Here is a 24,799-nt window from a genome sequence, read left to right as displayed (position 1 = left end):
CACACAGTTATGCGATTGATTTCGGGGTATCTGCAATCTATCTTCACATCAGTTTCGTTTATATCATTATTAAAATCATTTTTTATGAACGACTTAATGTGGGCTCATATCTATGTTGTACCAACAGGAACCGGATTTGGTTACCTGCTGATCAACTGCACAGGTAATCCCGAAAATAACTGATCTGCTTTTTTGCATAGCACCCATTGCTTATCTTTAGCGGGATGGAAATTGAATTGCTGAAACAATATGTTCAACAGATCTATCCACTACCTGTAGCGGAGCTGGAACGTTTTACATCCGGCTGGCAACCGTTAACGGTGAAGCGGAAAACAATTCTTACTGCCGCCGGTGAAACAGAACGCCATCTTTATTTTGTACTGGAAGGATTACAGCGTGCTTTTTACATAGGTGATGGCAACAAAGAAGCCACGATCGTGTTTACTTATCCTCCTTCTTTCAGCGGAGTGGCTGATAGCTTTCTTACTCAAACCCCATCGCTATATTTTCTTGAAACATTAACGGCCAGTCGTTTCCTGCGTATTTCATATGATGCAGTAGATCAATTGGCAAAATCTTCACCGGCTATTCAGCAATTATTGTTCAAGGCCACAGCTTATGCTTTGAAAGGTGCATTGCAGCGCCATATCGAGTTGCAGTGTTTTACCAACGAAGAAAAATTCAGGACGTTGCTGCAACGAAGCCCACATATTCTCAACCTCGTACCGCACAAATACATTGCTTCTTATCTCGGCATGGATGCTACCAATTTCAGCAAACTGCTGGGCTCCGTTAAACTCTGATTTTTTTCCTGCTTTGTAAATCTTGGTTTTTACCAACAATCATCTTGTTGCTTCAGTTGAAATTTGTATAAAATTCAGAAGCATGATATATCCATAAAAATTATCGAGCTAATTTATACCAACAGCGACGATGATTTTTATGGATATACTATGTGGCTAAAAAAATAAAAAAGAACACATGAAACAGATCAACAGCAATACCTTGCTTGAACTTCTACAAAGCGATGTTCGTGAAATACTTTTGCAGTGCACAGCTCTGCAAAACACAAATCAGGCTTTGCTTACACAACAACCTCAACCCGGTAAGTGGAGCGTGGCCCAGGTGCTGGAACATTTGAATATCTATGCCCGTTACTACATTACAGCAATAGAAGAAAGGCTGCACCTTAATCAATCGGGGCCTAACCAAAACTTTACGCCCGGCTGGCTCGGTAATTATTTTACCAACCTCATGAAGCCAACAGGAGATAAGCATATTAAAAGTAAAATGAAATCACCTGCCAATGCTGTTCCCTCTGCTCAGCCCGATGCTGTGGCAATGTTGACTGAGTTTATCAATCATCAACATCATTTGCTGAACCTGTTGCAGATTGCACGAACAGCTAATCTTGATTACAACCGTGTTCCTATTTCACTTACAAAGCTCATTAAGTTAAAACTGGGCGACACCTTCCGTTTCTTTATTGCACACGAGCAACGGCACTTCCTGCAAATCGAAAACACCTTGAAACAGGTTGAGCAAAATCGCTTGTCGGTTTTATCAGCTGCCTGAGTTAAATCTTGTCATCAACGGGATGTGATTGAAAGAGCACATCTCTTTTTATCACATTGTTATGTGGTTGTGCATGTGTTTTTTATTTGGAAACTTTGCAGCTTATAAACCTTATCATGAAAGTTAACCTTATCATCATTCTTTCTTTTCTTTTTACGATGGGGGCATTCAATCTTTCGGCCCAGCAACGAACAAAGCCGCTTGGGTTTGACGTAGCAGGCGGCCTGCAAACCTATTATGCTCCCTTTCTCAAAGCAGAGTTAAAAGGAACACAACCTGTTTTTATGGCAGGAGTGCAGCAACCTTTGAATGTAAAAAACAGTATTGGACTAACATTAAGATTAGGCTATAACAGGCACATGCAGCAAGGTGATGCGTTGTTTACACAACTGTTATTCAACTACACACCTCTTGTTGCAAAAAAAATTGAATTAGGAATTGGTGCAGGTCTTGGGTATCAATTTTCATTTTATCCTTCAAAGCCCTTAAAATGGAATGGTACAGAATGGGTTGAAGGTAAAGCCACAAAAACTGTTATTCAGTTTCCAGCACAGGTAAGCATTGGCTACCGTGGAATAGAAACAGCAAAGGGTAGATTTACACCTTATGTTTCTTACCAGTTAAATGCATTGTTTAAGTACACACCTGATCTTACACCATTGCCTTCTTCTTTCTTTCTGCTGGGTGTAAAATATTCAGCAAAAAAATAACTCACACACTCAACTTATTAATTGAATGATCATGAAACATCTTTCGATCGTTGTGGCCGTAGCCTGTTTATTTCTTTTAGCTTCGTGCAGACAGGATGTATATAGCACCGCTGTTACTCCGGTTGCAGGCTCGTTACCAGAGAATGAGAATCACCCAATGAAAGACAGTCTCGATTTTATTCTGAATAAACATATTGCCAAAGGTGTACCGGGTGCCCAGGTAATGGTGAAGAATGCCGATGGCTGGTATATTACAAACGGCGGGTATGCAAAACCTGAAACAAAAACTGCTATGTCGGATAATATGACGGCATGGGTTTACAGTATTTCAAAAACCTACCTGGCCACTGTTGCGTTGCGGTTAAAAGAGAAAGGTATATTGAATCTTGATGCACGTATAGCTGATTTTATTTCGCAGGATATATTACAGCATATTGCAAACGGCGATAAGATCACTGTTCGTCAATTGATGAATCATAGCAGTGGATTAAGAAATCATACAGTCGAACCTTCTTTTCAATTATTTCAACTCAACAATCCATTTACGGTCTTGAGTCTTAAAGAAAAAATAAAATTTATTTACGATAAGCCTGCGTTGTTTGAACCTGGAACAGATTTTTTCTATAGCAACAGCGGCTACGCATTGTTACAATGGGTTGTAGAAAAAGCAAGCGATAAACCCTATGCACAGGTTTTACAGGAAGAAATATTGCAGCCATTAAATCTTACAAAAACGTTCTATGGAGTTACTGATCAGCAAATGCTGAATCTGGGTTTCCCGAATTACTATTTTGAACGTTACAATAATGGCCAGCTCGAAAATGTAACTAAATGGAATAATACCATTGCAAAAGGTTTGGAAGGTTACGGCGGTATTGCAGCAAATGGAACTGATGTGATCCGTTTTATGGAAGCACTCATCAACGGAAATATCATCAGTGCAGCTTCATTACAGGAAATGCGCACATGGATACAGGGAAAAGAAAGTACAGAACCCGACTATGGCCTGGGTCTTGAGTATTTTGGGAGTTACAATAAAACTGTACCTACTGTTACATATGGACACGAAGGCGATGGCATAGGAGGCACCACACAGGTTCTATATGTCCCTGTAAATAATACATACATTTTTATTACGATCAATGCCGGCAGGCAGTTGTTTGGTGAGTATCTATTCCGGACTAGCGATCTGAAAATAGATCTGTGCCGCTATGTGGCAACCTATCGTTAATCAAAATATTTCTTAACCTGAAAATGAAATTATATGCGTTACACCTTCATGAGCTTTGGAATTATTATAATGTTACTTGCTTCATGCAAGAAACCGGTAAATGAGCCACAACGACCGTTAAAACAAGTCACAAAAATTTCCTCATCACCAACTGATTTCCGTTCGTTTACTTATGATGCAAATAAGCTTTTGACGAACCACACGATTCAGTTTATCAATGGAAACGGCACTTCAGTTATGTCGGTGAATTATTCTTATGTCGATGGGGTCATCAATACAGCCGGAGCGCCAGGTGGTTCTGTTTTTTATGAAACAGAAGGAAAGCAGGTAAAAGTTGTAAGAAATTTTCGTCCAATGGGAAGTGAGATTTCTGTGATTAACTACAGCTATAACAATAAGGGACAATTGATCGAGTGGAGGGAAAAGTTTAGTCAGCCTGAGCCGGATCAGCCAAAAGAATCAAAACAGACATTTGAATATTATGCTGACGGAAATGTGAAACGGATGATGTACTATTTAAAAATGGCAAACGATGGACCTTTTGTCTTAAGCGGAAGTACAGTATATGATCAGTACGATCGTTTTAAAAATCCGGAAATATCATTTTCAGGATTAGTTTATCTGCCATCAGTTGTATTTCAAAAAAACAATGCGGGCCGCATGAGACATTATGCTGCTAACGGGGAGCTATATCAAACAAATACATTTGAATATACGTATGATGCCGATGGTTATCCTGCAACAAAACTTTATAAGGACGACAGAAGTACTGTTCCAATATTATTTACATACAGCTACCAATAACTGATTTACAATTTTCAGCAGCGGTTGGTTAAGAAGGGGATCTTGTGAAAGGTCCCTTTTCACATATTCATGTGGTTGTCATTGCTGATGCACCCAACTAAATTTAAACTATGAAACTTATCATCTTCTTATTTGTATTCGGACTGCAATATTCATTTGCCCAACTTCCGGCAGATAAAAAATTAAAAGTTGACAGTCTTATTCAGCAGTATATAGAAACCAAACAGTTCTCAGGTTGTGTACTTGTTGCAAAGAATAATGAAGTATTGTATCAACAGGCATTTGGCTATGCCAACAGGGAAGAACAGGTGCCCAACCGAATCGCTACTAATTTTAATATTGCTTCAATGGGAAAAACCTTTACTGCCACACTTATTATGCAGTTGGTACAGGAAGGGAAATTATCCATTGATCAAACACTCGCATCTATACTTCCTGAATACAACGTGAAGAAAGCAGATAGCATAACAGTGTGGCACCTGCTGACACATACATCAGGCGTTGGCAACTATATGATGCATGTAAATTTTGAAGCAGAGCGTCATCAACTGAAATCGTTGAATGATGTAATGCCTTATGTAGTAGCCATGGATCCAACGTTGGATTATGTTGGACAGCGTCACGACTATTCGAATTCCGGGTTTATTTTATTGGGGAAGATCATTGAAAAAATCACCGGTAAGTCGTACATGCAAAACCTGGAAGAACGGATTTTCAAACCCGCAGGCATCAAACGTTCATACATTCATTATCCGGCAACTTTTGTTGCACCAAATGAAGCAACTCCTTACTTAGCTTACACAGGAAAAACATTTATCAATGCAGCAGCAGAAGAATTTCCTGCTTTTTCTGATGGTGGTATGCAGTCGAACGTGATCGATCTTTATCGTTTTGCAAAAGCATTACTGAATGGCAAACTTCTTTCGGCCACCATGCGTGACAGTATGTGGAGTGGGAAAGTTGCAACAGGCAGAGCAGATAAATACAGTTTTGGTTGGGTTGATGAACAAACAGATTTTGGGAAAAGGACTTACAGCCATAGTGGAGGTGGTAAGGGTTTTTCATCTGATCTCAAGATCGTAAAGGAGGATGGATACATTGTGATTGTATTGATCAATAACCGGGTGAACCCACGTGAAGTAACAAATAACATTTTGCGTATTCTTTACAGTAAGGACACCCGCAAACCTGAAAAGTATCTTGAGAATGTATTAATGGAAGTAACAGAGCAGAAAGGGTTCGACTATGTGCGTACGAATTATAAATCCATTCTAAAAGAAAAAGGATTTGATAAAACACCAAACCCCTGGGTATATATCATGTTCTCTGATATGTTTGAAATGATGAAGGACTTTGATAAAGCGTTTGAAGTAATTGAAATGGGGAGGGAGGAATTTCCAAAAGAAGCATCTTTGTATAATGTAACCGGCCAATTGTATGCTAATCAGAAAAAGTTTAAGGAAGCTGCTGAATGGTTCAATAAGGCGCTTGCAATTAATCCGGAAGATGAGTTTGCAAAGATGATGCTGAAGAATATCAGCACTAAGTTATAAAATCAGATTTTTTATGAGCAGGAAAGTGATTGTTTATATTGCTGCAAGTGTTGATGGTTATATTGCTGGAGCTGATGGGGATATTTCGTTTCTTTCAAAAGTAGAAAAAGAAGGAGAGGACTATGGCTATGCCGCTTTCATTTCAACAGTTGATACGGTTGTATTGGGTAAAAATACATACGATAAAGTTTTGTCCATGGGTTATCCTTTCCCACATGCTGATAAGGATGCTTATGTCATTACAAGGACAGAACGGGAAACGAAAGGCTTTACCCATTTTCACAATGGTGATGTTGCGGAGCTGATAACAACACTGAAAAAGAAGGAAGGAAAGAATATTTTTATTGATGGAGGGGCATTTGTCGTGAATGAATTATTAAAAAAGAGGTTGGTTGATGAGTTATATCTTTCTTACATACCCGTTTTACTTGGTGACGGTATTAAATTGTTTAGTACCGGAATTCCTTTACAAAATCTCGAATTGCTAACAGTAAAAAAATTTGAAACGGGTCTCGTACAGCTTCACTATCGTTTTGTAAAAGCCTGATCTGCGTCCTCCTTTTTTCACATGTTCATGTGGTGCTGCTGCAATTACTGACTGGTTACATTTGGTAAAATCTTTTTTATGAAGCCTGTCATAAACCTTGTCATCTATTTACTTCTTACGCTTCATGCTGCCACTGCACAGGTAACAAAAGAACAAAAATCAGAAGCGATCGATAGTGTTATTAAGTTGATGAATGAGCGCTACATCTTTCCTGAAACAGCAAAGAAAATCGAACTTCACCTGCGAAAACAGCAATCAAATAAAGCTTATGATACAATTAGCAGTGCTGAAGCTTTTGCTGCAAAATTAACAACCGATGTAAGAAGTATCTGTCATGATAAGCATGTAACGATCCGTTATTCGGCCGAGCCATTAGCTATAAACCGTAACAATGATCTGATGCAGATATCGGAAGAAGAACGGAAAGGCTATGCTGAATTTCTTCGTTTTGAAAACTATGGCGTAAAGAAACTGGAGGTTTTAAGAGGTAATATCGGTTATATCGATTTTAAATTTTTATGTGGAACAGAATATGCCGGTGATTTTTACGCAGCCATGATGAACTATGTACAGCACACCGATGCACTCATTATCGACTTTCGCCATTGTGGTGGTGCCATGAGTGACAATGTGATCCCTTTTCTTTGCAGTTATTTCTTTACTGATAAAACGCACTTAAATGATCTTTACTGGCGTGAGCGGAATTTTACACAACAAACATGGACACAGGTAGTAGTGCCCGGCAAAAAATATCTCAACAAGCCAATTTATATTTTAACCAGCGGTGGTACTTTTTCCGGTGCTGAAGAAATGGCTTATGATCTTAAAAATTTAAAACGTGCAACCATCATTGGCGAAGTAACAGGTGGTGGTGCAAATCCCGGCGGCTCTGTAAATCTTACAAAGCACTTCAATATGTTTTTACCTGTTGGCCGTGCTATTAATCCTATCACCAAAACAAACTGGGAAGGGGTTGGTGTGCAACCTGATAGTTTGATCATGCCAAGACTTGCATTACAGAAAGCACATATACTGGCAATGAAAAGCAGTTTCAATACATCAACTGATCCGGGATGGAAAGATGAGTTGATACGCCTGATCGCACAGGTAGAAAAAGAAACTCCTGTGTTTACTAAAGTTACATTCCGGTTGAAGGGTTATGCCAATGCAAAAGAAGTTTCGGTGGCAGGAAGTTTTAACGAATGGTCGGCTTCCTCTGCGAAAATGAAAAGGCAAGGTGATGAATGGATCGTTGAAACGATTGCAGAACCGGGCAAACACATGTACAAATTTGTAATTGACGGGCAGTGGATCATTGATCCAGGTAATAAAGAAACAGAAATGGAAAATGGATATTCAAATTCAGTTGTAATAGTAAAATGAGCTCAGTACACCCCTCTGTTAGATAACTGATCATTTAGTTTAATAATTGTAAATCGTTATTTCATGTTCATTAAAAAAATAAGTTTGGCTTTCGTGATAATGATGCCGTTTGTTGCATCATCACAGTTGTTAACGGCTAAAGATTCAGTACACTTTCTACTTGATACAACGATCGGTATTATGCAGCAAAAGGCATTGAATGCACATAAAGTTGATTGGTCGGGGTTAAAAAAGGAACTGAAAGAACAAACGGCGAATGTAAAAACAGTAGCGGAGGGCGGATTTGTATTTACAAAATTATACAATGAGCTAAGTGATGTTCATGGTGCTTTTTTTTATAAAGACACCATGTTCCGCAGCACAGGAAAAATCAGAAACCTGCACAAGATCAATGCCGTTACGGAAGCTGAATTAGTGAAAGGTCCGAAAATTGTTGCCCAAATGATAACCCCGGACATTGCTTTTTTAAGAATTCCGGTAATAGTAGCTCAAGACACAGCATCCGTAGATAAAATTGCAAACAGGATCAATGATTCCATTATGTTAATGATGAAACGGAATCCAAAAGGTATCATTATCGATTTGCGTTTAAATCAGGGTGGAAATATGTTTCCAATGATTGCAGGGTTACGAAGCCTTTTTAAGGAAGGTATTGTTAGTGATTCGTATTCCCATACTGTAAAAGAAGGCGAAGGAAAAGTTTTCTTCAGAAATGACAGTCTTATAACCGGTTACTATAAAATTAAAATAAATTCCTTCACCGATTATTCGGATTTGCCTGTTGCTGTACTGATAGGGCCATCCACTGCAAGCGCCGGTGAATGCACTGCGGCTGCACTTACATTTCGAAATAATACGATTTTAATTGGGGAGGAAAGTATGGGATTAACAAGTGGCAACGAAGGTTTTGAATTATTGCCTTCAGCGGGATTTAATCTTGCTGTAAGTGTACTTAAGGACGGACAGGGAAAGATATTATATGATTGTATAAAGCCGGATATTGAAGTTGAAGGCGGTGATAATTTCCAGCTGTTATCAAAAGATGAAAAAGTGAAAACAGCTGTGATGTGGATCAAAAAACAAAATAAATAGCGAGAGCAGTAGTCTTATCAGATAAGTTAAACCATTTCAATTACTAATCAAGAATGTATAAAATGAAAAAATTAATCTTATCATCAACTATTCTTCTTTTATTAATTGCCTGCAAAAAACCAACGCCTGCGAAAGCCGTATCTGTATTGCAAACGGTTGAGTTTAAAGTATTCCAGGCTGCAGATTACTCTGCACCGGTTTACAATGGGGTAGAGGCTGAAGTTCGTTTAGCTGTAAGTAAACAACTTTCAAATAACAGTCAAATGGTTTTGTGGGATACATTAATTCCATATCAATTGTTGCGGGCTTACCCTTTAATGCAAACTCCTTTATTTATCAGCAAAAAGTTTGAGATTGTACGGGACTCAGAAAAACTGCGTTTTGGTAAAGTCATTAGGTATAGAGATGCGTTGAACCGGATTTCACTAAACGCTACCGGTGAGGATATTCCCGCATCTGTCACAAATAAATTAATACAGGTTGATCTGTAGAAAATGTTCGCTGTTGTTAAGAAAATGCAAACCACATAATTATGCGATAGGTACAATTTTATCAGAAGTACATCTTTGTTGAGATATTAATCATTAGAAGATTTACAATTGTTAACAGAACACACCTAGGCCCGCTTTACAGCGGGTTTTTTATTTCACATATTTATGCGGTTGCGGTGCAACGTTAGTTGAATGATCTTTGTCAAGTCATAAATCATTAAACCTTATCATTATTATGAAATTCAGCTTTAAATCAACAGCAACGCTGTTCGCTCTTGTTGTGAGCACCACACTCATTTTCAGCTCTTGTAAGAAAGACAAATCAGAAGCGTTTACAAGCACAAAACTCAAATCAGTTACGGCGCCGGACAACCAGGTTTCATTGACGTATAACGCAAACGGTACTATAAAAACCGCTGCCTTAAAAAATGACTTTGTTACCTCAGGCGATCTGGTGAATTACCAAGTGAGTTATAATGCACAAGGAAAGATCAGCGAAATCACTTCTGATGAAGACATCCGCATTGTGCCCATCTACCAGAACGGTGTATTGGCAGAAGCTTCATTCGAAACATTGTCTGGAATAGAACTCTTCGTTACAACCTATACTTACCAAAACAACTTTTTAAAATCAGTTCAAATTAACTCAGCAGCAGGTGAAGCATGGTTAAAGTTTGTTTTCACAAACAGCGCATCAGGTAATGTAGAAAAAACAGAGTTCTACTTTCAAAATCCTCTGCAACCTGATCTGTTTATTTTTGGCGGCACCGTAACATCTACTTACGATAATAAACCAAACCCGCTTTACGCCGCAAAAGATCTGTTGCATTTACTTTGGGTACCGGCATCTCCTAATAATATGCTGACGGAAATTCATAAGGACGATAATAATATTCTGGAAGAAACGGTGAACTATACTTACCAGTATCATTCAAACGGAGTGCCCAAGTCAGCAGTAATGCAATCAACAGTTGTGGGTCAGCAACCTGTGAACTCTGCCATAACTTTTAGTTATTTCTAATTGTACAAGATAATAACAGTAGTTTTTAATCATACAGTAGTTGGTCTCAACCCGGGTATTCCTGCCCGGGTTTTTTATTTACGTTATTATGAGTTTAACTGCTGATCACTTGTGTGCCAGGTTGCAGAGAAGCGTACTTGCTTGTTTGTTCCCGGTAAAACAACAGCAAACCTGTGAACATGCCGCATGCTGCAACAAGTAACAATTCATTGTTAAAGGGAAAGGGTTTATAGAAAATTGCAGCTAAGCCCTGACTCATAAGCACAAGTTCATTCAGAAACATGGCTACTACAAAAAGCCATAAACCGCCAAAGGAAAGTTTTGTTGGCAAATAAACCAAACGGTTTTGCAACAGGTAGCCAATAATGAATATGCTCACAAAGCCAAGCAAAACAAGATGAAGAAATCCAATAATAATCGGACGAATGCCAAAGGCGTATTGGTTGAGTGCAGGTATAGCAGAAAAACCCTGCATGATTATTTTAAGTGAAAAAGCCACAACTGCAATTAGCCATAAAAGATGAACAGGTGGATGAAACACAAGTCGAAATTGCTGCCTCATTAGTATTAATAATCGGATAAAAATTGAAAGTGCAATGACCTGCATTACTGCTGCAATTGCACCTGACGTACTCATCCAGCCAGGTACACGCATCCATAACATGGATAAGAACCATGCAGGAATAAGTGTAAGCAACAGCAGGTAAAAGAAAAGATTCGTTAAGCGTATGTGTTGTGGCAGCATCCGTTCTTTCATCTGCGAAAAGAACAAAGCAAAAATGCTAAACAGGAACCACCCATTATATTGAAAGTGGAGATAAAAGTAAACCGAGCCAAAATAGAGGTCCTGGTTTATGATCTTATTAGCCATTAAATAAGCAAGCGTAAATGTGCCGGCTGCTGAAATAATATTACTGATCAAGGCAGTGTACAACCATTTCTTTTCGAAACTTAATTGTGCGTTGCTGCTGATCATTTTCCACGCAACCATTGCAAACCAGAATGAAACAAGTATTGATAGGGTAGAGAAGAAAATAGAAGGAGCAGCATAACCCATGAAAGGAAAGGTGCACAACATACCATAACTGCTGATCTGTTGCGCCCATAATATTTTGTTGAATTGCTTTTGCTGCTGTTCGTTTGGTTTTAACAGGTGAATGATACCAATGAACAAGGCCAGCGATACCCAACCGGCAAATGCAAAATGTGAATGTGCGTGCAATAAATGCTTTTGATCAACCAGTGGTAAAGGGAAAAGAATTTTATACCGCAGTAATACACCTGCCAATGCCAGTAATGTAAAATTGAAGAAAGCCCGTTTGGCCCATAGTTGTGTGAAAGTCATATTACAGCGAAAGTTTTCTCAAAGTGAATTGTTTATTTGATACAGGAATATGCGTTTGCTCATATCAGCAATACACTTTGCCCCGTTCAATTTTTAAATGACCATTTCGTTCCAGTTCACGAATGGAACGGATAACTGTCTCAACCCGTAAGCCTGTCATATCGGCTATCTGCTGGCGTGTGAGTTCTATTTTTAGTAATTCATTATCCGCAATGCCTTTACTTCTTTTATACTCCTGCAACAACGTGCTTACACGATGCATGGGACCATATGATGAAATTTCTTTTGAGATCAATGATTTAAAACGAAGCCTGCGTGCAAGTGTTTGTGTAAAACCAAAATGGATATCGAAGTTTTCTTTCAGCAGTTGCAGGAAATTTTCTTTTCGTAAACGAATAACGACTGATGCTTCGTCGGCTTCTGCACTGGCAGGATAAACGCCGCCATCAAACAAAGGAGGTTCGCCAAAGCTTTCACCTGCTTCAAACATCCCTTGTATAAATTCTTTTCCTTCTTCGTTACAGTTACACATTTTAATCCTTCCTTCCACTACCTGGTAATAGAAATGTGCAGGATCATCTTCACAAAAAAGTACCTGTCCTTTGTCAAGGTTGTGAAAGGTTGCGCCCCACGCAAGGAGCAGATCCAGATCAATAATACCGATAGTAGTTGCCTGCATAATGGCTGCAAAATACTACGCAGGTAATGTTCTGCTTCTGATAAATGGCAAACATTAAACTGATTTTGGTCAGTTTTTCAGCAGCATTCAATTTAAAGCACCTGCTTTTAACTGATTGTAATCAGTCAGTTTCTTTTATGACTGTAATCATATTGTTCTGTTTCAAGTGATAGTAATCTTGCCCTGTTATATTATCTGCCAACTTAAAAAATAAGCTCATGAAAAAAATGCTCATCGTCTTTAGTTTTCTAGGTTTTGTATACGCTTGTAATAATGAAACATCATCTGATAAAACATCAGGCACAGAATCAACCACAAAAACAACTACTGATAATGGTAACCCATCTTACGATCCTGAAAGGGGTGCCGGTAAGTTTACCAATGTAGATGTAAAGCCTGAACTGGATAAAGTAATGGCGGAAGCTGGTTTGAAGGTATATGATGTTAAATGCGGAAGCTGCCATAAACTGACCGATGAAAAACTGGTGGGACCAGGTTGGAAAGGTGTAACAACACGTCACAAACCTGAGTGGATCATGAACTTCGTGACTAACGTAGATGAAATGCTTAATAAGGATCCGAAAGCGATGGCTCAATTGGAGCTGTGCCTTGTTCGTATGCCTAACCAAAATTTAACCGACGACGACGCAAGACATGTGTATGAATTCATGCGTAAGAATGATGGTGTTAAATAACCAGCCAATTCCAGGACTTACTAATAACTCTTAATACAATTAATATGAACAGCTCTAAAAGAATGTTGACGATCCTGCTTGCTTTAGTTGCTTTGCAATGGATGTCATGTAAACCCAAAGGCGCTTCTAATGCTGCTGCCGGTGGCTCTGCTGAAAAAGCGTATGTTGCTCCCGGTAAGTACGATGAATTTTACAATTTTGTTTCCGGTGGTTTCAGCGGGCAAATGAGTGTGTATGGTTTGCCCAGCGGCCGTTTGTTTCGTGTGATTCCTGTATTCTCTGTTGATCCTGAAAAAGGATACGGTTACAGCGAAGAATCAAAACCTATGTTGATGACCTCAAATGGTTTTGTTCCATGGGATGATCTTCATCACGTTTCATTCTCTCAAACAAATGGTGAAATTGATGGACGCTGGACGTTTGGTAACGGTAACAACACACCTCGTGTTGCAAGGATCGATAACAAAACTTTCCGCACAGCCGAGATCATTGAAATACCGAACAGCGCAGGTAATCACTCATCTCCATTTATTACGGAGAATTCAGAGTATCTCGTAGCAGGTACACGTTTCAGTATTCCTGTTGGCGATAACCAGGATGTGCCTATTGAATCATACAAAGACAATTTTAAAGGTGTGATCAGTTTCATCAGTATTGGTAAAGAACATGGTGAAATGGATATTGCGTTCCAGTTATTATTACCAGGTGTAAACTTTGATCTGAGTCGTGCAGGTAAAGGACCCAGCCATGGTTGGTTCTTCTTTAGTTGTTACAATAGTGAGCAGGCAAATACCTTATTAGAAGTAAATGCATCACAACGTGATAAAGACTTTATTCTTGCTGTAAACTGGAAAAAAGCAGAAGAGTATCTGAAAGCGGGTAAGGGTGTAAAAAAACAAGTGCGTTATGCGCATAATACATGGGATGAAAAAACACATTCAGCCAAGCATGAGATCAGAACAGAAGTAACTGTGCTTGATCCTGCAATATTGAAAGATATCTGTTATTTCATTCCTTGTCCTAAATCACCACATGGTTGTGATACAGATCCAACAGGTGAATACATTGTAGGTAGTGGTAAACTGGCTGCTATCATTCCTGTGTTCTCTTTCACAAAAATTCAGAAAGCAATTGCTGATAAAACTTACGATGGTGAATACGGTGGCATTCCTGTAATTAAATACGAAGCAGCGTTACATGGTGAAGTAAAAAAGCCAGGTCTCGGACCATTACATACAGAGTTTGATGACAAAGGCAATGCTTACACTTCATTCTTTGTGAGCAGTGAAATTGTAAAGTGGAATGTAAAAAGCCTGGAAGTACTTGATCGTGTACCTACTTATTATTCTATTGGTCACCTTTCAATTCCAGGTGGCGATACAAGAAAGCCTTGGGGTAAATATGTGGTGGCTTATAACAAGATCACAAAAGACCGTTATCTGCCAACAGGACCTGAGTTAACACAAAGTGCTCAAATATTTGATATAAGTGGCGATAAAATGCAACTCATCCTCGATTTCCCAACTATTGGTGAACCACACTATGCAGGTTCAATGCCGGCATCGTTGATCAAAGACAAAAGTGTGAAAATTTTTAAGATTGATGAGAACCAGCATCCATATGCAGCAAAAGGTGAAAAAGAATCAAAAGTAGTGCGTGAAGGAAATAAAATTCATGTGTACATGACATCGATCCGTTCACACTTTGCACCCGATAATATAGAAGGTGTTAAGCTGGGTGATGAAGTATATTTCCACGTAACTAACCTTGAGCAGGATTGGGATGTACCACATGGTTTTGCCATTAAAGGTGCATTGAATGCAGAGTTGCTCATTATGCCTGGTGAAACACAAACATTAAAATGGGTGCCGGAAAAAGTTGGAGTATTCCCATTCTATTGTACAGATTTCTGTAGTGCATTGCACCAGGAAATGCAAGGCTACCTTCGTGTATCGCCAGCAGGAAGTAATGTGCCACTGTCATTCAGTTTAGGTAAGAAAGGTGCTGACGCTGCAGAAAAGCCAGCGAGCAAATAAAAGTTGAGGATAATTATCAATAACAGGCCTGTGCTGCCATACAGGTAAAACAGGCCTGTTTCTTTTTGAACAAAAAATCAGATCAATGAATAGGCCATTATCACCAATTGCAAGGATGTTATCGCTCATTTGCGGCATTGCTTTATTCGTTGTCATTTTTGTGCCCATGTGGCGCATTGATCTTACTGCCCCGCAGTATCCTGAAGGGCTTGTATTAAAGATCCATGCGAATAAACTGGCAGGTGATGTTGATGTGATCAGCGGATTGAATCATTATATTGGTATGCGTAGACTACGCACCGAAGATTTTGTTGAGTTTACCATATTGCCCTATCTCATTGGAGCGTTTGCACTGTTTGGCATGCTTACATTTTTAGTAAACCGCCGTTGGTTCTTTTATACGTGGACTGCACTTTATATTGCCTTTGGTGTAATTGCCATGTTTGATTTTTACAGGTGGGAATACAACTACGGTCATAACCTTGATCCTGCTGCAGCCATCATTGTACCGGGAATGGCTTATCAACCACCACTAATTGGCTTTAAACAGTTATTGAATTTTGGCGCTTATTCTTTTCCTGATGTGGGAGGATATATTTTTCTTAGCGTGGGACTCATTCTTGTAATACTCGCTTACCGTGAGTGGAAAGTAAAGCCAAAAAATATTGCAGCAGCAGGTTCTTTGTTGCTGATGTTAACCATGCAGGGATGTTCAAGTGGACCACAGCCCATCGCTTTTGGAAAAGATGCCTGTCATTTTTGTAGGATGGTGATCAGCGATCAGCGTTTTGGTGCTGAAGTGATCACGAATAAAAATAAAGTGTACAAGTTTGATGATGTGCATTGTGTTGTATCATTTATCAAGTCAGGTACTGTGCCTTCAACTGAAATTGCTTCTGTTTACCTGGTTGATTTTGCTGAAAAAGGAAAACTGGTAAAAGCGGAAGAAAGTTTTCTGTTGCAGGGTGATCAGTTACGCAGTCCGATGGGTGGTAATGTAGCTGCATTTGCAGTTGCCGACAGCATGAAAAAATTTCAACAGGATCTCAAGGGAGTGCCTGTTAATTGGAAAGAACTTATTCAATAATGAAATTACTCACCGGCATATTGTTTTTTTGTTTCCTATCATCTGTTTCAGCCCGCACATTACGTGTAGGTACAACACAGCAATTCCGTTCTGTTAAGCAAGCGCTGCAACAGGCTGTTGATGGCGATACAGTAATGGTATTTGCTGGCGTATACAAAGAAGGGCAGATCAGTATCAACAAAAAATTAGTACTGTTTGGTATAAATTTCCCTGTGCTTGATGGAGAACGGAAATATGAGATCATTACCATTAATGCAGATGGCGTTGTGGTGGAAGGGTTTATGTTTCGTAATGCAGGCCGCAGCAGTTATAATGATATTGCTGCTTTGCGTATAGCGGAAAGCCGTCGGGTGATTATACGAAACAATCAATTTCAAAACAGCTATTTTGGTATTTACTCGCAACATGCAACAGCCTGTATCATTACAGGTAATAAGTTGAGCTCTGATGCGAAAGATGAAATTTCTTCCGGCAACGGTATTCATTGCTGGAAGAGTGACAGTATGCAGATCAGTAACAATTACGTTACCGGTCATCGTGATGGTATCTATTTCGAGTTTGTTACTAACTCTACCATCAAACAGAACAACAGTACAAAAAATGTGAGGTATGGTTTGCACTTTATGTTTTCCAATACCAATTCATATATATCGAACAGGTTTACTGATAATGGCGCAGGCGTAGCAGTGATGTATTCCAAGGGAATTAAAATGTATCACAACACATTTGCTGATAACTGGGGAACGGCTGCCTATGGTATTTTAATGAAAGATATTACAGATAGCCATGTGGAAGGAAATATGTTCAAACGCAACACAGTGGGAGTGATGATGGAAGGAAGTAACCGCATCGACCTGATCAAAAATTCATTTGAAAATAACGGATGGGCATTGAAGATACAAGCGAGCTGTATGGAGAATAATATCATGCATAATAATTTCCGAACAAATTCTTTTGATGTAGCTACCAACGGCGAATTGATGCTGAATAAATTTTTCAAGAACTACTGGGATAAATACGAAGGCTATGATCTTAACCGTAATGGTATTGGCGATGTGCCTTACCGCCCCGTAAGTATGTTCTCGATGATCAGCGAACAAAACAACTCCAGTATGATGCTTTACCGCAGTTTTATTGTTGGGCTGTTGGATAAAGCGGAAAAAATGTTGCCTGTAATTACACCTGTTGAATTAAAAGATGATGAACCCCTGATGAAACCAATTAAATTCTAAGCCATGATCATCGCCAGTAACGTTACAAAAACATTCGGCAAATTAAAAGCGCTCGACAATGTGAGTGTCACCTGCAACCGTGGGCAAACCATTGCGTTGATCGGTCCTAACGGCAGTGGTAAAACAACATTAATCAAATCAATTCTCGGAATGGTGGTGCCCGATAGTGGCTTTATCACGTTCGATCAACATAATATTCTGCACAACTGGATGTATCGTGAACGCATAGGATATATGCCGCAGATCGGTCGCTATCCAGATAACATGACCATTGCCCAGGTATTTACGATGATGCGTGACATTCGCAAAAATCCAGCAGCAACAGATGAAGAACTTATCAGTGAATTTGGATTAAACGAAATGATGCAGAAAAAAATGCGGACACTCAGTGGAGGCACAAGACAAAAAGTAAGTGCAGCGCTTGCATTCTTATTCAACCCCGATGTGTTGATCCTTGACGAACCAACTGCAGGTCTTGATCCTGTGGCATCGGAAGTACTGAAACAAAAGATCATCAGGGAAAAACAAAAAGGGAAACTCATTCTCATTACATCGCACATATTAAGCGAGCTTGATGATGTGGTGAGTGAAATTATTTATATGCAGGATGGCAAATTACAGTTTCATAAATCGCTTGAACAATTACAGGAAGATACAGGTGAAATGAAATTAGCCAAGGCCTTTGCACAAATCATGAAATAACGAGACTATGAGAACCATTGTTAAACATGTATTACTCGATCTTATCCGTAACAGGATCATCATGGCGTATACTTTTTTCTTGCTGGCCATGTCGTTCGGGATTTTTAATATGGATGAAAATGCTACGAAGGGTATCATGAGCCTCATGAACCTGGTACTCATTTTTATTCCGTTGGTGAGTATTATTTTTTCTACCATTTATGTTTATAATTCATCGGAGTTTATTGAGTTGCTGGTCGCACAACCGTTAAAGCGAAAAAGTTTGTGGTTGAGTATCTATGCAGGTTTGTCCTTATCGCTTGTGCTTGCATTTTTGGTTGGCGTGGGTATTCCTGTGTTGATCTGCGATGGTACAAGTACCGGTTTTACACTATTGCTTTCAGGCGTTTTTCAAACATTGATCTTTACCGGAATTGCATTGCTCGCATCAGTTATAACAAGAGATAAAGCAAAAGGGATTGGTGTATCTGTATTGCTATGGTTCTTTTTCACATTGATCTATGATGCAATTGTGCTGATGCTACTCTTCCGTTTCAGTGATTATCCATTGGAGAAACCAATGATTGCATTAAGTATGCTCAACCCGGTTGATCTCTCAAGAATTTTGATCTTATTAAAGCTTGATATTTCTGCACTCATGGGTTATACCGGTGCAGTGTTCAGTGAATTCTTTGGCAGTGCAAGTGGCATGTTGCTCTCGGGACTGGTATTGTTTGTATGGGCCATTGTTCCGGTGTGGTTATCCATGAAAAAATTTCAACGTAAGGATCTTTAAACTTAAAATATGCATTTAGGAAATCTAGCAGACCAGATCCGATTTGGTAAAACAACAAAAACATCTGTTTATAAAGATGAGCGCATGAATGTGATGTTGCTCAACCTGCCCGAAGGTGAAGTATTAAAACCACATGTTTCAAAAACAGATGCATTTCTTGTAGTGCAGAAGGGAGAATGTGAATTTACACTTGAAGGACAGTCGCATCATTTAAAACGTGGCGATCTGTTTTCATTTAAAGCAAACCAGGTACATGCATTGAAAGCCCTCACTGATTTCAGTATGCTCATTATAAAATAGCAGGCAAAAAATAATTCACACATGAAAAAACAAATGGAAAATCGTGAAGATGTGATCTTGCTGGTGAATACATTTTATGATAAAGTAAAACCCGATCCTTTGATTGGTTTTTTCTTTAATAAAGTTGTGGATGTGCAGTGGGAGAAACATTTACCGGTGATGTACACGTTCTGGGAGAATATCATTTTTCATACCGGCGGTTACACAGGTAATCCCATGCGAATACACATGGATATTCACCAGAAATCAACGATGAAGAAAGAACATTTTGATCGCTGGATACAATTGTTCAACGAAACAATTGATGAGCTGTTTGAAGGGGAGAAAGCAGAGCAGGCAAAACAACGTGCCTTATCTATTGCAACTGTTATGCAGATCAATATTGCACAACTTCCCAAGCAGGAAAATATTTATTAACTGATTAAGTCTTATGGGAACGGAAAAGGCATCCAATTGGATGCCTTTATTATTTTAAGGACTGGTTAGATTATTTTTTTGGAGGCAATAATACCGCATCAACCACATAAATAATTCCATTCGATGCCGGAACTGTAGCAATAATGTTTGCACCATTCACTGTCATTTTTCCATCTTTATTGCCAATGGTTACTGATTGACCGTTTGCCATGCCATACGTCATGTCATCACCCATTAATCCATCTTTCAACACACCAACATACACATGGTATTCAAGAATATCACGCAATGTGTTTTTGTTTTCGGGTTTTACTAAATCATCAAGTGTGCCTTTTGGTAAAAGATCAAATGCAGCGTTGGTAGGAGCAAAAACAGTAAATGGTCCGGCATTGCTCAACACATCAACATATTCTGCGGCTTTTAATGCAGCCACTAAAGTAGTGTGGTCTTTACTGCCAATGGCAACTTTTACCACATCTTTTTGTGAGTCATCGTCTTGCACGGCCGATTGACCGGCTGCATTAGCTGCAGAAGGTTCGGCGGTTGTGGTACTGGCTTGTTCGGTACCGGAATTGCAGGCTACTGTAAATGAAAGAAGGGCGGCGGCCATGAAGGAAAAATACTTCATATCGTTTGGTTTTTTTTTGTTGAACAAATAATGTAGAAATTCTGTCTAAAGTAAAACTGATATGTCCTTTTTTTTATGACCTGAATCATAACTGCAGAACATTTAGGTAACTTGCATTGTTAGAAAAGAAAAACGATATGGGTATCCTTCGCCAGGTAGCAGAATATTTATACATTAAGAAGCCTGATCCTAATCAGGAAAAAACGCAGTGGATGAAATACATGCATGGTATTAACCGCATTTCCATTTTTGTATTTCTGTTTGCAATGATGGTTTTGCTGGTACGTTGGGTAATTCTTCCTCTGTTTAAATAAGTATTACTGCTGTAAAAAATCAACGATCGATTTAGCTGCTTTCAACGAAGCATGACCACCTGCTTGTAACTTTTCTTTCAGCTGTTTATAATCGAGTTGCAGTTGTTCCCGTTTTGCAGAACCGGGTAAGATGAGTTGTAATTCGTTGCTGAGATTGGTTGCATTCATTTCATGCTGTATCAACTCTTTCACCACTTCTTTATCCATGATAAGGTTTACCAATGAAATGTATTTGATGTTCACTAATCGTTTAGCGATCTGGTAACTGATCTCGTTGCCTTTGTAACAAACTACTTCCGGTACTTCAAACAAAGCAGTTTCTAATGTTGCTGTGCCCGATGTTACCAATGCGGCTGTTGATTGTTGCAACAAAGCATAGGTTTGGTTATTGACGTATGATACGTTTTCATACGACTTTAACAATTCATTGTAAAAAGATGCATCAAGTCCCGGTGCTTTGGCAACTATAAATTGATAATTGCTGAACTGCCTGCTCACTTCCAGCATCACAGGTAATTTTTTTAAGATCTCCTGTTTGCGGCTGCCGGGTAGTAATGCAATGATCTGTTTATTTGCATCAATTGGTATACCCGGTTGCAACATGATCGATTCTTTTTTCGATCGCTCCACTTCTTCGATCAACGGATGACCAACATATTCTACTTCCCAATTCCATTTCTGTTTGTAATAATCTTTTTCAAACGGGAGGATCACCAGCATACGATCGATGCATTGCTTCATCATCTTCACCCTGTTTTCTTTCCATGCCCATACCTGTGGTGAGATGTAGTAAACAACTTTTATGTTTTCTTCTTTTGCCCATTTGGCAATGCGTAAATTAAAACCGGGATAATCGATCAACACCAGTACATCAGGGCGATGTTCCAGTATATCTTCTTTGCAAAAAGAGAGGTTGTTGAAAATAGTGCGTAAGTTTTTGATCACTTCCACAAAACCCATAAAGGCAAGATCACGGTAATGTTTCACCAAAGTTGCGCCGGCGGCCTGCATTTTTTCACCCCCCCAGCAACGGATATTAGCTGTTGTATCATGCTTATGCAATTCTTTAATCAAATTACTTCCATGTAAATCGCCGCTTGCTTCTCCTGCTATGATATAGTAATTCATGTTGTAAATAATCGATCAATAATCTTGAAAGTGATATTTTGCCGTAAAGATACCAATCAATCCGCATGCGTATTTGTGCGTATTTCAGGCTGATAACATTGTGATAATATAGCTGAAAAAGAGGTTGGGCGTCATGCAAAATATTTTCTGAAACCCTTTGCCAGCAAGGCTTTTAGAAAATAATTAAGAAAGTAACGGCCATAAAATGAACCTTTTCTTGACTTGTGCAGGAGTTTGCGGGGCTGTACTTTTGTCTTGTCAACGAAGCAAATCACAAGCTTCTTCCGTACCGAATCTCCGGAGTAGAATTTGACTTAACCTGCTTGCTCCACGATACTTGCCCCACGATTTTTTGCTGCGATACTTGCCTGTAGAAAAAGCAAATAACAATTCGTAAAAATTTAAAACATAAGAAACATGAAAAAGACAATGAAAAATGCAGCTATTGGTTTATTTACCTTATTAGCAGTAACGACAGGATTTACCGCATTCGCAACAAACGTAAACGAAATAACTCCTGCAGCTGAGTTAAAAATGATCGGCCGTTCACAAAACCAGCCAATCTTCCAGCTCAGTCTTAATAATAAAGAAGCAGAAAAATTCGTGATCGTTGTAAAGGATGAGTTTGGTTTGATCCTTCACCAGGAAACAATCAGCGGTGTAAACATCACACGTAAATACCAGTTAAACACAGAAGAACTGGAAGGTGTAGATGTAACATTTGAAGTGATTGGAACTAAATCAACGCAATCAACTGTTTTCAGTATTAAAAACAACACACGTGTTGTAAACGAAACAGCAATCGTTAAACTATAATAGTCATAATCAATAGACACAGGGTTACGGGTTGCCTTTTAAGGCAACCCTTTTTTTTAAGGCCGTTGCTAAACCTAACCTATAATAAATACACAGAAGTTTTTTTCAACCATCAATAGCGATGGCGAAATGAAATCATAAGGTGGGCGTGATGATTACAAGTAATCATTCGCATCATCTTAATCAACTTTCCCAGCGGTCTTACATGAAGAACTTTGCGTAAAGGATGATCAGCCCGTACATCACCGTCATCGCAAAAATGCCGATGGCTGTTTTGTCACGACGACCATTAATAAAAATGGTAAAGAGAACGATGTTTGCAATAAGGCATAAACTTCCTACTGCCGTAAGCATCGCTTTTGTTTTGAAGAAGTATTCTACAAATTCGCCAAAGCTGATGGAAGGAGTTTTCAGAAAATAATAAAGTACAAGACCAAGAATGGGGGCGAGGGCACCCAATGCAATTCCAAAGGGTAGTTTATCGAGTTTCAGCATCAGAATTTCAGTTTGGTTTCTAATTCTTTTTTGAGTTTATAATTTGTCAGGTCGAATTGAACGGGAACTACACTCACAAAATTGTGTTCAAGGGCCCAAACATCGGTATCTTTTCCTTTATCGAAGTTTTTAAACTCGCCTGTGAGCCAGTAATAATTCTTTCCTGACGGATCTTTCCGCTCATTAAAATCTTCCACATACTTGGCATAAGCCTGGCGACAAACCTTTACACCCTTGATCAAACTCTCATCAATACTCGGAAAATTAACGTTCAGGCAAAGATGTTTATCCTGTTTACGTTTCAGCAGTTGCTCAACAATAAGACGGGCATATTTTTTTGCACCGCTGAAATCAGCTTCCATACTATAATTAAGTAACGAGAATCCAACTGAGGGAATACTTTCAATACTTGCTTCAATGGCTGCACTCATAGTACCGCTGTAAATTACATTTATACTGTGATTGGCACCGTGATTAATACCGCTGAGACAGAGATCGGGTTTGCGGTGCAGTATTTTGTCAACCGCCAGCTTTACGCAATCAACCGGTGTGCCGCTGCATTGCCAGGCTTCTACATCGTCCATTAAATGCACTTTTTGTAAACGCAACGGAAAACCAATGGTGATGGCGTGGCCCATTCCGCTCTGCGGTTTATCGGGAGCTACTACCACAATTTTTCCTAGATCTTTTACGGCTTCCACCAGGCTGCGGATGCCCGGTGCTGTAACACCATCGTCGTTGGTGATAAGGATGATGGGTTGTTCTTTCTTTTTTGTGCTCTTCGCCATAGTTAGTTCCTTTCTTATATGGACGTAAAAGTCTGATTTATTGAGGAGTTGGCAAAATGTGTCTGAACATCAACGTCATTCACTTTTTTGAAATCATCTGTGAGAAACAATGATAAAATATTTTATCAAACTAAAATAATTAGTATATTCGCTCCAATAAAATTAGCAGACCATGGCCGTTGCCAATCAAAACCTCAAATACCTGCGTAAATTGCGTGGATGGACACAGGAAGAATTTGCACAAAAGATCGGCATTAAACGTTCCCTCGTTGGGGCGTATGAAGAAGAGCGTGCCGAGCCTAATTATGAAGTGCTGGAAACTGTGAGCGATCTGTTCAAAGTAAGCATTGATGACTTATTGCGTAAAGATCTCAGCGAATCAAAAGGTTCCTACCTCGCCAAGCGTCGCCAATTAAAGATGATCGCTGAAACAAATGTCATTCATTTTGTGCCCGTAAAAGCTGCGGCCGGTTACCTGAATGGATATGCCGATCCTGAATTTCTGGATGAACTGAACACCTTCACTTTACCTATGCTGGCAGGCGGAACCTATCGTGCCTTTGAAATTGTGGGTGATAGTATGTTGCCGACACCAAGCGGCAGTGTGATCGTGGGAGAGAAAGTGCATAATCTCGACGATGTAAAAAATAACAATGCGTACATCATCCTTAGTAAATCAGAAGGGGTTGTTTATAAGCGTGTGCTGAAGAGTAACCGCACTAAGAATAAGCTCACGTTGGTGAGTGATAATCCTGTTTACCAGCCCTACCAAGTAAATGCCGAAGATGTACTCGAATTCTGGAGTGCTCAAATGGTATTGAGCCGTGTAAACCAGGGACAGCGTTGGGATGTAACAAATCTTGCATCACTGGTGAGTAACCTTCAGGATCAGGTGAATAACCTTAAAAAGAAAATGAATTAATGACTGGCCCCGGCTTTAAGGCCGGGGTCAGTC

28 protein-coding genes are annotated in these 24,799 nt (G+C 39.3%); 22 read left to right on the top strand and 6 right to left on the bottom strand.

From position 1 onward, the window contains the following. The first annotated feature begins 224 nt into the window (after positions 1 to 224). The 11 genes from H4075_RS15070 (at position 225) to H4075_RS15020 (ending at position 10,407) form a co-directional block, all read left to right on the top strand. The gene (locus tag H4075_RS15070; RefSeq protein ID WP_182801660.1) at positions 225 to 803 is read left to right on the top strand and encodes a Crp/Fnr family transcriptional regulator; all 579 of its coding nucleotides are present in this window, start codon (positions 225 to 227) and stop codon (positions 801 to 803) included. A gap of 178 nt (positions 804 to 981) precedes the next feature. Then, positions 982 to 1,575, top strand: coding sequence for a DinB family protein (locus H4075_RS15065; protein ID WP_182801659.1), 594 nt, complete (start codon positions 982 to 984; stop codon positions 1,573 to 1,575). Positions 1,576 to 1,691: 116 nt separating this feature from the next. Continuing rightward, on the top strand, positions 1,692 to 2,285 hold the full coding sequence (locus H4075_RS15060; protein ID WP_182801658.1) for a hypothetical protein: 594 nt from the start codon (positions 1,692 to 1,694) through the stop codon (positions 2,283 to 2,285). 31 nt (positions 2,286 to 2,316) lie between these two features. After that, positions 2,317 to 3,516, top strand: coding sequence for a serine hydrolase domain-containing protein (locus tag H4075_RS15055; protein ID WP_182801657.1), 1,200 nt, complete (start codon positions 2,317 to 2,319; stop codon positions 3,514 to 3,516). 33 nt (positions 3,517 to 3,549) lie between these two features. Continuing rightward, on the top strand, positions 3,550 to 4,320 hold the full coding sequence (locus H4075_RS15050; RefSeq protein WP_182801656.1) for a hypothetical protein: 771 nt from the start codon (positions 3,550 to 3,552) through the stop codon (positions 4,318 to 4,320). Between the two features lie 110 nt (positions 4,321 to 4,430). Then, on the top strand, positions 4,431 to 5,873 hold the full coding sequence (locus H4075_RS15045) for a serine hydrolase domain-containing protein (protein WP_182801655.1): 1,443 nt from the start codon (positions 4,431 to 4,433) through the stop codon (positions 5,871 to 5,873). Positions 5,874 to 5,886: 13 nt separating this feature from the next. Beyond that, a complete protein-coding gene (locus H4075_RS15040; protein WP_182801654.1) occupies positions 5,887 to 6,420 on the top strand; it encodes a dihydrofolate reductase family protein in 534 nt (177 codons plus the stop codon). A 78-nt stretch (positions 6,421 to 6,498) separates the two neighbouring features. Further along, complete coding sequence (locus H4075_RS15035) at positions 6,499 to 7,803, top strand: S41 family peptidase (protein WP_182801653.1); 1,305 nt, start codon at positions 6,499 to 6,501, stop codon at positions 7,801 to 7,803. 93 nt (positions 7,804 to 7,896) lie between these two features. Continuing rightward, positions 7,897 to 8,895, top strand: coding sequence for a S41 family peptidase (locus tag H4075_RS15030; protein ID WP_255460458.1), 999 nt, complete (start codon positions 7,897 to 7,899; stop codon positions 8,893 to 8,895). 62 nt (positions 8,896 to 8,957) lie between these two features. Further along, a complete protein-coding gene (locus H4075_RS15025; RefSeq protein WP_182801651.1) occupies positions 8,958 to 9,386 on the top strand; it encodes a hypothetical protein in 429 nt (142 codons plus the stop codon). Positions 9,387 to 9,621: 235 nt separating this feature from the next. Beyond that, on the top strand, positions 9,622 to 10,407 hold the full coding sequence (locus H4075_RS15020) for a hypothetical protein (protein ID WP_182801650.1): 786 nt from the start codon (positions 9,622 to 9,624) through the stop codon (positions 10,405 to 10,407). Between the two features lie 94 nt (positions 10,408 to 10,501). Here H4075_RS15020 and H4075_RS15015 read toward each other — a convergent pair whose 3' ends face one another. Together H4075_RS15015 and H4075_RS15010 are read right to left on the bottom strand one after the other, a co-directional pair. Next, entirely contained in the window at positions 10,502 to 11,752 is a 1,251-nt protein-coding gene (locus H4075_RS15015) for a hypothetical protein (protein ID WP_182801649.1), read from the bottom strand. A 64-nt stretch (positions 11,753 to 11,816) separates the two neighbouring features. Next, positions 11,817 to 12,431, bottom strand: a complete 615-nt coding sequence (locus H4075_RS15010; protein WP_255460202.1) for a Crp/Fnr family transcriptional regulator — start codon at positions 12,429 to 12,431, stop codon at positions 11,817 to 11,819. 218 nt (positions 12,432 to 12,649) lie between these two features. Here H4075_RS15010 and H4075_RS15005 point away from each other — a divergent pair, with 218 nt between their 5' ends. The 8 genes from H4075_RS15005 to H4075_RS14970 all read left to right on the top strand — a co-directional run bounded on the left by H4075_RS15005 (position 12,650) and on the right by H4075_RS14970 (position 19,675). Continuing rightward, positions 12,650 to 13,126, top strand: coding sequence for a c-type cytochrome (locus H4075_RS15005; RefSeq protein ID WP_182801648.1), 477 nt, complete (start codon positions 12,650 to 12,652; stop codon positions 13,124 to 13,126). 44 nt (positions 13,127 to 13,170) lie between these two features. Continuing rightward, positions 13,171 to 15,162, top strand: a complete 1,992-nt coding sequence (gene nosZ, locus H4075_RS15000; protein WP_182801647.1) for a Sec-dependent nitrous-oxide reductase — start codon at positions 13,171 to 13,173, stop codon at positions 15,160 to 15,162. 85 nt (positions 15,163 to 15,247) lie between these two features. Then, positions 15,248 to 16,249 carry a nitrous oxide reductase accessory protein NosL gene (locus tag H4075_RS14995; RefSeq protein WP_182801646.1) on the top strand — a complete coding sequence of 334 codons (1,002 nt, stop codon included), beginning with the start codon at positions 15,248 to 15,250 and terminating at the stop codon, positions 16,247 to 16,249. After that, complete coding sequence (gene nosD / locus H4075_RS14990) at positions 16,249 to 17,481, top strand: nitrous oxide reductase family maturation protein NosD (protein ID WP_182801645.1); 1,233 nt, start codon at positions 16,249 to 16,251, stop codon at positions 17,479 to 17,481. Before H4075_RS14995 ends, nosD begins: the two co-directional genes overlap by 1 nt. Positions 17,482 to 17,484: 3 nt before the next feature. Continuing rightward, complete coding sequence (locus H4075_RS14985) at positions 17,485 to 18,183, top strand: ABC transporter ATP-binding protein (RefSeq protein ID WP_182801644.1); 699 nt, start codon at positions 17,485 to 17,487, stop codon at positions 18,181 to 18,183. Between the two features lie 7 nt (positions 18,184 to 18,190). After that, positions 18,191 to 18,958 carry an ABC transporter permease gene (locus H4075_RS14980; RefSeq protein ID WP_182801643.1) on the top strand — a complete coding sequence of 256 codons (768 nt, stop codon included), beginning with the start codon at positions 18,191 to 18,193 and terminating at the stop codon, positions 18,956 to 18,958. Between the two features lie 9 nt (positions 18,959 to 18,967). Further along, complete coding sequence (locus H4075_RS14975; RefSeq protein WP_182801642.1) at positions 18,968 to 19,258, top strand: cupin domain-containing protein; 291 nt, start codon at positions 18,968 to 18,970, stop codon at positions 19,256 to 19,258. A gap of 21 nt (positions 19,259 to 19,279) precedes the next feature. Next, positions 19,280 to 19,675, top strand: a complete 396-nt coding sequence (locus H4075_RS14970) for a group III truncated hemoglobin (RefSeq protein ID WP_182801641.1) — start codon at positions 19,280 to 19,282, stop codon at positions 19,673 to 19,675. A 70-nt stretch (positions 19,676 to 19,745) separates the two neighbouring features. Here H4075_RS14970 and H4075_RS14965 read toward each other — a convergent pair whose 3' ends face one another. Beyond that, a complete protein-coding gene (locus tag H4075_RS14965; RefSeq protein ID WP_182801640.1) occupies positions 19,746 to 20,303 on the bottom strand; it encodes a fasciclin domain-containing protein in 558 nt (185 codons plus the stop codon). 137 nt (positions 20,304 to 20,440) lie between these two features. On the opposite strand from H4075_RS14965, the gene H4075_RS14960 reads away from it, so the two are divergent. Further along, the gene (locus tag H4075_RS14960; protein WP_182801639.1) at positions 20,441 to 20,617 is read left to right on the top strand and encodes a DUF6728 family protein; all 177 of its coding nucleotides are present in this window, start codon (positions 20,441 to 20,443) and stop codon (positions 20,615 to 20,617) included. A 3-nt stretch (positions 20,618 to 20,620) separates the two neighbouring features. Here the strand turns inward: H4075_RS14960 and lpxB are convergent, their stop codons facing one another. Further along, on the bottom strand, positions 20,621 to 21,745 hold the full coding sequence (gene lpxB, locus H4075_RS14955) for a lipid-A-disaccharide synthase (protein ID WP_182801638.1): 1,125 nt from the start codon (positions 21,743 to 21,745) through the stop codon (positions 20,621 to 20,623). A gap of 417 nt (positions 21,746 to 22,162) precedes the next feature. Between lpxB and H4075_RS14950 the strand changes: the two genes are divergently transcribed. Then, positions 22,163 to 22,561, top strand: coding sequence for a hypothetical protein (locus H4075_RS14950; protein WP_182801637.1), 399 nt, complete (start codon positions 22,163 to 22,165; stop codon positions 22,559 to 22,561). Positions 22,562 to 22,762: 201 nt separating this feature from the next. On the opposite strand, the gene H4075_RS14945 is transcribed toward H4075_RS14950, so the two are convergent. Continuing rightward, the gene (locus H4075_RS14945) at positions 22,763 to 23,056 is read right to left on the bottom strand and encodes a hypothetical protein (protein WP_182801636.1); all 294 of its coding nucleotides are present in this window, start codon (positions 23,054 to 23,056) and stop codon (positions 22,763 to 22,765) included. Further along, entirely contained in the window at positions 23,056 to 23,844 is a 789-nt protein-coding gene (gene surE, locus H4075_RS14940; protein WP_182801635.1) for a 5'/3'-nucleotidase SurE, read from the bottom strand. Before surE ends, H4075_RS14945 begins: the two co-directional genes overlap by 1 nt. Positions 23,845 to 24,016: 172 nt before the next feature. Between surE and H4075_RS14935 the strand changes: the two genes are divergently transcribed. After that, the gene (locus tag H4075_RS14935) at positions 24,017 to 24,766 is read left to right on the top strand and encodes an XRE family transcriptional regulator (protein WP_182801634.1); all 750 of its coding nucleotides are present in this window, start codon (positions 24,017 to 24,019) and stop codon (positions 24,764 to 24,766) included. The last annotated feature ends 33 nt before the right edge of the window (positions 24,767 to 24,799 follow it).

This window comes from Lacibacter sediminis, from assembly GCF_014168535.1.
GTDB lineage: Bacteria > Bacteroidota > Bacteroidia > Chitinophagales > Chitinophagaceae > Lacibacter > Lacibacter sediminis.
Note: the sequence above shows the minus strand (reverse complement) of the source record. Positions and strands in the feature narration are given on the sequence as shown.